General features: G+C 38.9%; 8 protein-coding genes. 3 read left to right on the top strand and 5 right to left on the bottom strand.

Going from position 1 to position 10,080, the window contains the following annotated elements; all coding sequences use genetic code 11:
• Positions 1–131: 131 nt before the first annotated feature.
• The 4 genes from LVD16_RS12610 to LVD16_RS12595 all read right to left on the bottom strand — a co-directional run bounded on the left by LVD16_RS12610 (position 132) and on the right by LVD16_RS12595 (position 3,308).
• Complete coding sequence (locus LVD16_RS12610; RefSeq protein WP_233774303.1) at positions 132–734, bottom strand: tetratricopeptide repeat protein; 603 nt, start codon at positions 732–734, stop codon at positions 132–134.
• Between the two features lie 77 nt (positions 735–811).
• Positions 812–1,570, bottom strand: a complete 759-nt coding sequence (locus tag LVD16_RS12605) for an alpha/beta hydrolase (protein ID WP_233774302.1) — start codon at positions 1,568–1,570, stop codon at positions 812–814.
• A 56-nt stretch (positions 1,571–1,626) separates the two neighbouring features.
• On the bottom strand, positions 1,627–2,442 hold the full coding sequence (locus tag LVD16_RS12600) for a DUF3108 domain-containing protein (RefSeq protein ID WP_233774301.1): 816 nt from the start codon (positions 2,440–2,442) through the stop codon (positions 1,627–1,629).
• A 53-nt stretch (positions 2,443–2,495) separates the two neighbouring features.
• Positions 2,496–3,308 (bottom strand): 2,3,4,5-tetrahydropyridine-2,6-dicarboxylate N-succinyltransferase, encoded by an 813-nt coding sequence (locus LVD16_RS12595; protein WP_233774300.1) that lies wholly within the window; start codon positions 3,306–3,308, stop codon positions 2,496–2,498.
• A 36-nt stretch (positions 3,309–3,344) separates the two neighbouring features.
• On the opposite strand from LVD16_RS12595, the gene LVD16_RS12590 reads away from it, so the two are divergent.
• The 3 genes from LVD16_RS12590 to LVD16_RS12580 all read left to right on the top strand — a co-directional run bounded on the left by LVD16_RS12590 (position 3,345) and on the right by LVD16_RS12580 (position 7,369).
• On the top strand, positions 3,345–4,529 hold the full coding sequence (locus LVD16_RS12590) for a glycosyltransferase (protein WP_233774299.1): 1,185 nt from the start codon (positions 3,345–3,347) through the stop codon (positions 4,527–4,529).
• A gap of 281 nt (positions 4,530–4,810) precedes the next feature.
• The gene (locus LVD16_RS12585) at positions 4,811–5,467 is read left to right on the top strand and encodes a metal-dependent transcriptional regulator (RefSeq protein ID WP_233774298.1); all 657 of its coding nucleotides are present in this window, start codon (positions 4,811–4,813) and stop codon (positions 5,465–5,467) included.
• Positions 5,468–5,494: 27 nt separating this feature from the next.
• Complete coding sequence (locus LVD16_RS12580; RefSeq protein ID WP_233774297.1) at positions 5,495–7,369, top strand: Nramp family divalent metal transporter; 1,875 nt, start codon at positions 5,495–5,497, stop codon at positions 7,367–7,369.
• Between the two features lie 29 nt (positions 7,370–7,398).
• Here LVD16_RS12580 and LVD16_RS12575 read toward each other — a convergent pair whose 3' ends face one another.
• On the bottom strand, positions 7,399–10,029 hold the full coding sequence (locus LVD16_RS12575; RefSeq protein WP_233774296.1) for a T9SS type A sorting domain-containing protein: 2,631 nt from the start codon (positions 10,027–10,029) through the stop codon (positions 7,399–7,401).
• Positions 10,030–10,080 lie beyond the last annotated feature (51 nt).

Raw genomic sequence — 10,080 nt, 5'->3', positions numbered from 1 at the left:
GATTCTTTTATCCCTAACAAATTTGGTAAAAATTATTTTCAACCTTAAAAAAATTCAATTAAAGCGTATATAAACAAAAAAAGGCGAAGTGGTATACCACTTCGCCTTACTATTTCGCTATTATCTTTCTACTATTTACAGTATTTGCTAACTACCTGATCAGCACTTGATGAGCCTAAAGATTTAGCCAATTTGAAATCTGTACAAGCTCTGCTCGTTTGCTTTAAATGAATTCTCAACAAACCTCTTGATAGATAAGCATCTGCAAACTCCTTATCTACACTTATGGCGTCATTATAAGCAGACATAGCTTCCTCTAACTTTCCTAATTTTTGGAATGCCTTACCTTTAATAGTATGGGCTGTAGCATTGTCTTCATTGTACTTTAATGCTTTTTCAGCATAGAAGATTGTATTCTCATAATCATGTAATCTGTAATAGAAATCACTGGCCAGGCTCAAATAAGCACTTGCATTCAATGGATCTTCTTTGATTACTTTATTAAAATCTGCAATTGCTTTGTCATGCTGACCTAATTCTTCATAAGCCCTGCCTCTATTATAAAGAGATTTAATATGAGTTGGCTCCAGGTGAAGATAATCAGTGTAAGCCTTTACAGCTTTATCGTACTCTCCACTTTTAAAATACTTGTCTCCTAAATCGGAACGTTCGTCTTTGCAGCTCGAAAAGATGGTAAGAGCTATTAAAAATCCTACTACTAAAATATTGCGCATAAAATTGTAAAAAATTAAAAAATAAGTTGGTGAAAGCACGCTTAATCAAGAGGTTAGCAAAGGTAAGACAAAAATCATCAAATAGTATCTAAAAATGTTTTAACGGCCGACCAGTAGTCTTTAGAGTCTTTATATTTACTCCAAAGGGCTTTAGCCCCGTGATTTCCTGTTGTTTCTGGCATAAAAAACTGCTTTTTCTCAGATGGAATGGCCACATAAATCCCCCACCAGTTGTTCTTTTCACTTTTGGCAGATGTAATGAATACCGGTTGCATTATTTTCACAGCGCTAGAGGTAATGTAATCTCTGGGCTTGCCTTGTGCCGTAAAATATTCCGCAGGTGAAAAAGCTATTACAGCGTCTACTTTCTCTGGCATATCTCCCGCTAATTTTAGTGCTAATGCAGATGAATAAGAACTACCTAAGGCTATTATTTTTCCACGGCCGTAATTAGTTTTAGCATAATCTATAGCAGCCACCATGTCTTTATAGGCGTCTGCATATTGAGTTGCTTTAAGTTCTTTTAAAGCGTTTTGATTAGTAGCATTTTGAACATCGTTGATAGACCCTCCAGATCTTAGATCAACAGCTATGCAATTGAACCCCATTTCATTAAAACGTGGCGCCACTTCCAAATACTCACCCCTACTCCATCCAGCCTGGTGAAATAGAATGATCAGCGGAGCTGTTTTTTCGTGAGCGATATATAAATCTGCAGTGATATCTACACCATCTGCAGATTTAAAATGTATAGATTCTTGAGGATGTCCAATCACTTGATGGTAGTTAAGTACCAACTGTAAACAAACTATCAAGGATAGACAGAGTTTTATCATAAGTAAGTCTTGGTTAGGTTATTTTAAAAGGTTGATAAGGCTATATATATTAAAGGTTAATCTATTTTATTTATTTCATTTCTTAAGTTGTGATATCCAGATAGTTCTACATCTGTACTTCCAATGAACATTTTAGCTTCAATTTTTAGAGGCACCTTGTTTTTATCATTAGAAAGCCACACCAGGATAGAATCCTCTCCGTCAAACAGTTTATTATCAGGCATGATGGGAGCTAATTTTATAGCTTTGAATTTACCAGCCTTGGTTTTTATCTTCTCGGTGTCCTTATATCTTACATCTAACTCATAAAAGGTATCCTCAAAGAATCCTTTTACGGTGAATACCTCGTTCTTCTTCATGTTAGAAAAGTCCATGGTGCGCATGTAAAGAAAGCCGGCGAGCATGTCTCTGATATCTTCTGGAGCGTAGAAATAATTGGGCTCCTTATATTCACCAGTTTTCTTGTCCATCACCTTGGTTTCGATTTGATTGGAGCGGTGATCGAAGCGAGTTACTTCATTTTTACGATAGTTCCCTTCTTTAATATTACGGTAGGAAATGTGTGGAACTAAAGCGGCAGAATCTACATAGGCACCCCAGTGATCGTCTACTTTGGCTACCCAGTCTACCATTCCGGTAGTTTTACCGTACACATCGATCTTATAGCAATCTCTGTGGTTTACACGGTAAAAGTTATCTTGAATAACCATTTCTGCCTCACCTATCGAAAATATACCGAAACTGACCTTGTATTCTAATTTTTCCCCTTTAAAGAAACTATCATTAGCTACATCGGTATACACCTCTTCATCTCCAACAGTAAAAGCAGAAAGGGCTATACATGTGATTAAAAGTGGTATTAATTTTTTCATGGCTACTTATATTCGTTTTATACCACATTAACGAACAAAGTAAGTGCCAGAATCTAAACGACTACGTTATTTTCTCTTAAAGCGTCATTTAAGGACGTTTTCTTATCTGTGCTTTCTTTTCTTTTTCCTATGATTAAAGCGCAAGGCACCTGATATTCACCAGCAGGGAATTTCTTTGTGTATGAACCAGGAATAACCACAGATCTTTCAGGTACATAACCTTTCATTTCTACTGGCTCATCTCCTGTAACATCTATAATTTTAGAGCTACCTGTAAGTACTACATTAGCTCCAAGTACAGCTTCTTTACCCACTCTTACACCTTCCACCACTATACATCTGGATCCGATGAAAGCGTTATCTTCAATAATAACCGGGGCAGCCTGCACAGGCTCTAATACACCACCAATACCAACACCTCCACTAAGGTGAACGTTCTTACCAATCTGAGCACAACTACCAACGGTAGCCCAGGTATCCACCATGGTACCCTCGTCCACATAGGCTCCAATGTTTACATAAGAAGGCATCATAACTACTCCTCTACTTAGGAAAGAACCATACCTTGCAATGGCGTGAGGTACTACCCTAACACCCATCTTTTCATAGTTATTTTTTAGCTTAATTTTGTCGTGAAATTCGAATGGACCTACCTCAATAGTCTGCATTTTCATGAGCGGAAAATAAAGGATAACAGCCTTCTTAATCCAGTCATTTACTACCCATTCTGAGCCATTGAATTCGGCCACTCTTTTTGACCCTTCATCCAACTCTCCCACTATCGTTTTTACTGCTATTTGTACGTCCTTCTCAGTTAATAATGACCTGTCTTCCCAGGCGTTTTCTACAATTTCTTTTAATTCCATCAACAATTATTAATTATTCTATTATCATTACCTGTAATGAAACAACACAAACTCGTTTTAGCATCTGTACTAAAGCCTGTAAATGAAACTCGTATGTACGAGAAGTTTGGCCTTTCATTAGACCAAACAAGTAAATATGAAATTAATATCATAGGGTTTTATTCAAAAAATCTTCCCTCCAATAATAATATCACTTTTCATCCTATTTTTCACTTTCCTAGAATCAGTGTTAAGCGTATATTCAAATCATATTTATACTTAAAAAAACTATATCAAATAAAGCCGGAAATTATAATCATTTCCACCCATGAACTCCTATTACCTACTACTATTTTCAAGATTCTTTTTGGCTGCAAAGTGGTCTATGATATTCAAGAAAATCACTTCAGAAACATCCTTTACACCAAGCATTTTCCAAAGCTAATTCGGCCTCTTTTGGCTGGCTATGTAAGAGCCAAAGAGTACCTCACCAGTCCGCTGGTAGACCATTACTTTTTGGCTGAAAAAGAGTATGAAAATGAGCTACATTTTGGGCGCCAAAAAAGAACAGTTTTAGAGAATAAATACCTTCCAATTTCGGCTAATAAAACCACTCATTTTTCACACGAAAATCCGAGTGAAAATCTATCCAAAACGGAAGACGTTTCTCCCACTAAAATGGGTCCAAAAAACCGTGATGAAATTCAGCTAATTTTTAGCGGAACATTGGCTGAAAGCACAGGTGTTTTTGATGCCATAGAACTGGCAAAATCTCTGCACAATATCGAGCCGAAAGTTCAGCTTGAAATCATAGGATATTCACCTGTGCCAGACATAGTGAAGAGACTAAAATCAGCAGCACAAAACCACCCATTTACCACCCTGATCGGAGGTGATGAACTAGTACCTCATCATGTTATTTTAGATCACATCTCCAAGGCCGATTTCGGCATCGTATTTTACCCTGCCAATAAGAGTACAGTGAACAGCATTCCTACCAAAATTTATGAGTACCTGGGGTGTACCTTACCGATACTTTTACAGCCTCATCCGAAGTGGGTAGAACTGTGCGAAAGATACAGCGCCCACCTTGTATTCACCCCAAACAAAACATCTCCTAATGACCTCATGAAAGCCATGAAATCCTCATCCTTTTACGTGACCACTCCAGGGGATGAAATCCTATGGAAAAGTGAAGAAAATAAGCTTATAAAAATGATTGATTCAATAATTCATAAATAGCTATTATTCAGGCATTTAATAAATATTAAGTTAAGCTTTAAATCAATATCAATTTAGGCTGCAAAAACGGCCAAAAATCACCATAATTCTCCACATCCTTAATACTATGATTCCGCTATAGTCACTTTACTCAAATTTCAAATTTTTAGGCTAACCTAAAAATTCAGAGAAACAAGATTAGGATGCACCTAAAGGCAGGTTAGCATTAATGTTTAATTTATACTTAAAAAATTTTTTAGATAAATCTAAATTTCTATATTTGTTAGAAATAAGAGCAAAAAATGTTAAGCTTCACAGAAGAGAATTATTTAAAAACTATCTACCATATTTTTGAAGAAACCAGCGCTCCGGTTTCAACAAATTCCATTGCCGAAGCCATGAATACTAAGGCTGCTTCGGTCACGGATATGATCAAGAAATTATCAGCAAAAGGAGTCATCTCCTACCAGAAATATAAGGGCGTAAAAATTTCTGAAACGGGTGAAAAAGAAGCGCTCCAAGTCATCAGAAAACACCGACTTTGGGAAACCTTTTTAGTGGAGAAATTGAAGTTCAATTGGGACGAAGTTCATGACGTTGCGGAGCAACTGGAACACATCAAATCTCCTCTCCTAATTAAGCGTCTCGATGAGTTTCTCGGACACCCAAAATACGACCCACATGGCGACCCAATTCCTGATGAAAATGGTGAGTTTAAAGCCAAGCCTCAGACACCACTTTCGCAGTGCGAAAATGGGCAGGAAGGAATAGTAATTTCAGTGAAAGATGCGAGCTCAACTTTCCTTCAATATGTAGGTAAAATTGGCGTATATATTGGAGCAAAAATCAGGGTCATGGAGAAGGTAGAATTCGATGGATCTTTAGAGATTTTGATCGACAACAAAAGGACCATTTTTATATCAAAAGAAGTATCAGAAAATATTTGGATTGCAGAGTAAATTATGATCTCAGATAAGCACGATTTAATGAAGTCATTAGGAGACGCAAATGCCTCCATAAATGCCACTAACAAAAAAGGGTTTTGGAAGAAACTTTTTGCCTTCATGGGCCCCGCCTACCTGGTGAGTGTTGGGTACATGGATCCGGGCAACTGGGCCACTGATATTGCAGGTGGAAGTGAGTTCGGATACACCTTAATTTGGGTATTGCTAATGTCCAATTTAATGGCAGTATTATTACAAAGCCTTTCAGCCCGATTAGGCCTTGTAAGGAAGATGGATTTGGCCCAGGCGTCACGAGCGACCTACCCTAAGTTCGTCAATTTTTGCCTGTACATTTTGGCCGAGATTGCCATTGCCGCCACCGACCTGGCCGAGGTTTTAGGGATGGCCATTGGCCTCCAACTTCTCTTCGACTTACCCCTACTTTGGGGCGTCGGTCTGACCGTTGGAGACACCCTTCTTTTCCTGATACTTCAGAACTATGGCATGAGAAAAATGGAGGCCTTCATTGTGAGTTTAGTGGCCATCATCGGAGGAGCATTTTTCATTGAGATGCTCTTCGCCAAACCGGACATGGGAGAGCTTGCTCAAGGCTTCATTCCGACCATCCCAAATCACAGTGCTTTGTACATCGCGATCGGCATCATTGGAGCCACCGTAATGCCTCACAATCTCTACCTTCATTCATCCCTGGTTCAGACCCGAAAGATCAGTCCAACATCCAAGGGTATGTGGGCTGCCATAAAGTTTAATGTCATCGATTCTGCCGTCGCTTTGAACATGGCATTTTTTGTGAACGCCGCCATCCTGGTTTTGGCCGCCGCCACCTTTTACCGCAACGGCATGTATGACATTGCTGAGATTCAAGATGCTCACAAGCTGCTCGCCCCCATGCTTGGGTCCAAGTGGGCGTCTATACTTTTTGCTGTGGCTTTGATTGCTGCAGGGCAAAGCTCAACCATTACCGGAACACTCGCGGGACAAATTGTAATGGAAGGCTACTTACACCTTCGTATACAACCATGGCTAAGAAGGCTTTTAACACGCCTTATAGCGATTATCCCAGCGCTACTGGTAATATCTATCTACGGAGAAAAAGAAACCGGGAAAATGCTTATTTTCAGCCAGGTTGTTTTAAGCCTTCAATTAGGCTTCGCCGTAATCCCACTAATTCACTTTGTCTCTGATAAGAAGAAGATGGGTCAGTTTGCCATAAAGCTGTGGATGCAAGTTGCAGCATGGATCATTGCAGCGATAGTAGTAGTGCTAAATGGCAAGTTGGTAATTGATGAAATCCAAGGCTGGATGGCTGAAGCAGGCAGTAACTCCTACCTCATCTGGATTACCATAGTACCATTGGCAATTGCAGTGCTATTACTGCTCTTGTACATTACTTTTAAACCTATTTTAAAGGAACACCCTATTCACATCACCAAAACTCCTCACGGCACCTACACGCCTTTGGATTTTCATGAAGAGAAAGAATACAAACGAATTGCCATTGCTGTTGATTTCTCAAAAATTGATAACAAAACTATCAACAGCGCCTTGGCGCAGGGAGGCACTAATGCAGAGTACTCATTAATCCATATTGTAGAATCAGCCGGAGCTATTGTAATGGGAAGTGACATCGACGACCTGGAATCTACTGAAGATGCTTTATACCTGCACAAGTACAGAGACCAACTTACAGCCGCTGGCTACAAAGTATCAGAGTATTTGGGATACGGGAATCCAAAAAGAACCATCCCTAAGTTGGTTAAAGAATTTGATGCAGACCTTCTGGTGATGGGATCACACGGCCACGGATGGCTTAAGGATATTATATTCGGAACCACCGTAAGTGGCGTGAGACACAGACTCAATATTCCACTTTTTATAGTTAGAGGAGAAGAGTAGGCCCTAGCCTACTCTTCTTTTTTTTTATATTATTCAACTACTACATGTCTGCTTTCTGATTTTCCAGAAGCATTGATCAAACTAATAGTATAAAGACCAGGAGTTAAGCTATTCACAGGTATTTGAACCGCCTCATTCACTGTAGCCTGATATCTAACCGCTCCTTTCACATCAAACATTTTCAATTGATAATCAGAGCCATTCCCCTTGAATAAGACTTTCAGATATTCTTTGGCTGGCACAGGGAATAACTGAAGCGCATCCACCTCCAAGGTATTGAGAATGTTCGACTTAATCAGATTATTGGATTCGCCTTGAGCAACCTTTGCACCGCTCACAGCCTCTTCAATTTCACAATCAAGATCGGCTTCAATGACTATTTGGAAGTATGGTCCTCTCACTGAAAAATCAGCTGTGTAGGTAAATAGATGAGATGGAACTTCCGTTACAAATTCCAAATTTTCAGGACTAAAACCACTATAAATCAAAAAGCTATTATACTCTACCCCCTCATACTTATCCCAAATCAAATTTGTTTCTCCTCTATTTGAAAGATTAGCTGTAAGATGTAAAGTTTTATGCGCCGGTGAAAACTCCTGAGCATCACACTCCCCTGCAGGCCTTATTTTATACTTATAACTTCTTACTTCAGTATCAGAATTAATATCCTGAAAATAATTTAGCCCAACAGTAGATGTACCTATTAACTCAAAGTCACCATTAGATGTAGTCTCCTTAAATACATCCACTATGCCTTCATAATCATCCGACCATAGAATGATATTATTCTCATTTGCTTGTGACACGTAGCAAATTGGCAACGGTTGAAAATCCTCAAAATCTATATTTACAACTGCCTCACACCCCGCTGCATTTTTCACAAAAACCTGAGATTGACCAGCGTAAGGAATAGTCACCCTAGATTGGGGACCATACTCTACTATTTCCATTCTACCCTGATTAGAATTGGAGCCGACACTATGAGCAGCCCAGGCGACACCATTTTTATTAGCTGATAGAGGAGTGTGTTCAAAATAAGAAAAAGAGTCATCATTGTTATAGAAATTTTCTTCACCAAACACATCAAACTTCATAAAATATTGACCACCAGGATTATATTGATTTCCCGTGCTATCAACGCCTGTAAGGAAGAAATTACCATTTACATCCACAGCGAGACCAGTTACTTTAGCCAGATCATGTTGACTTGGATCATCATACCTCACTATGGCTCGTGGCAGACTTAACTCCCCATCATTAGCATCAAAAGATAAGAAGGCGTTAACATAAGAATCCCCAAAAGAATGTCCTTCATATTCAAAAAACTTCTCTCTAATTTCTAAGGCAAGCCCCACTGCACCCACAGGTCCGGCCGCAAGCCCTGACACATAGAGCTCATCACTCGCAGAACCCTCTCTTCTAGACCACTTTCGATATCCATCTGAATCAAGAGAAATTAAAGCTAAGCCAAAATTTTGCTCCACTAAATCCGAACCTACACTCAGGTAAGTACCGCTAGCAGCAGCCATAAAAACATCACCGGTAGCACTGACATCAAACTGAATTAGATTACTTTTCGGATCAACAAGTGACGCGAAACCATATGGCGTATAACTATATGACTTACTCCATTGAGGAAATCCTGTCTCATCATACTTATAAATTTTTTTATTAGTAGCTAAGTAAACATTGCCATAAAAATCCGTTGACACCCCAACCACAAAATCATCCTGAGGAAAAATTCTATGCCATAAATAATCTCCATCAGCAGATAACTTTATTACAGCCACCCCATCAATATAAAATTCAGTATCTCCTATAGTCTGCCAACTGAAGCCCCCAGTCCCAACAGCCCAATAAACATTATCAGCATCGTCAACCTCAACTTTAGCATTTTCATCGTTTATAGTAACACCTTGATACCATTCTATCTCATTTGCTCTACTTAACTTAACCAAGTAAGACTCCAGATCAGGGTTCAATTCCTCTGTACCGAAATTATGAGAACCAGTGAAAGCCGTATACAATGATCCTTTCTCTGTTAATACAATATCCGAACAACTAACATTGCCCTCCCCTTGAACACGATCTTTTTTAACCCGCGAAGATAAATTAGTATAATTTTGTCCATCCAGACTGTAAGCATAATACCCAGGATCAGGTTCTGGCCATCCAATTTCATTATCACCAGCACCGGTGTTACCATAGAAATTTAGAGTTAAACTTTCTGAGCATATAGATTCAACCTCAACTTCAGCCTCTAACTGCTCCGCATCATAAATAGCCACAGAAGCCTGGGTTTGATTACCCTCATCATCACTAGCTATAATAGTATATACACCCGGGCTTAGGTTAGTCAGAGTATTTGAAGTAGATCCTGTACTCCAAAGAATATCAAATTCATAATTACCATTACCAGTAGTCCATACATATATATTTCCATCATTAGCACCATGACAGCTGACATGATTTACAATAAAAGAAATCCTGATGTAAGAATTGAGATAAGGCCCTTCGATAATCTCGGGACTTTTAATTGGGAAGTTGCTTGACACGTTCTCAAGCTCAGAAAGAGCGAAAACATTTAATGGCACTACACTTAAAAATGTGGCAAAGACGAGGCATACCGCAAAGTATGCAGTTTTAATTAAAGCACTCATAACAAAGATAGTTTAGTTGGTTATTAAAATTTTTACATAGACTTAGTTTAA

The sequence above is a fragment of the Fulvivirga ligni genome, from assembly GCF_021389935.1.
Classification (GTDB): domain Bacteria; phylum Bacteroidota; class Bacteroidia; order Cytophagales; family Cyclobacteriaceae; genus Fulvivirga; species Fulvivirga ligni.
This window is presented reverse-complemented; position numbering and strand designations above follow the sequence as displayed.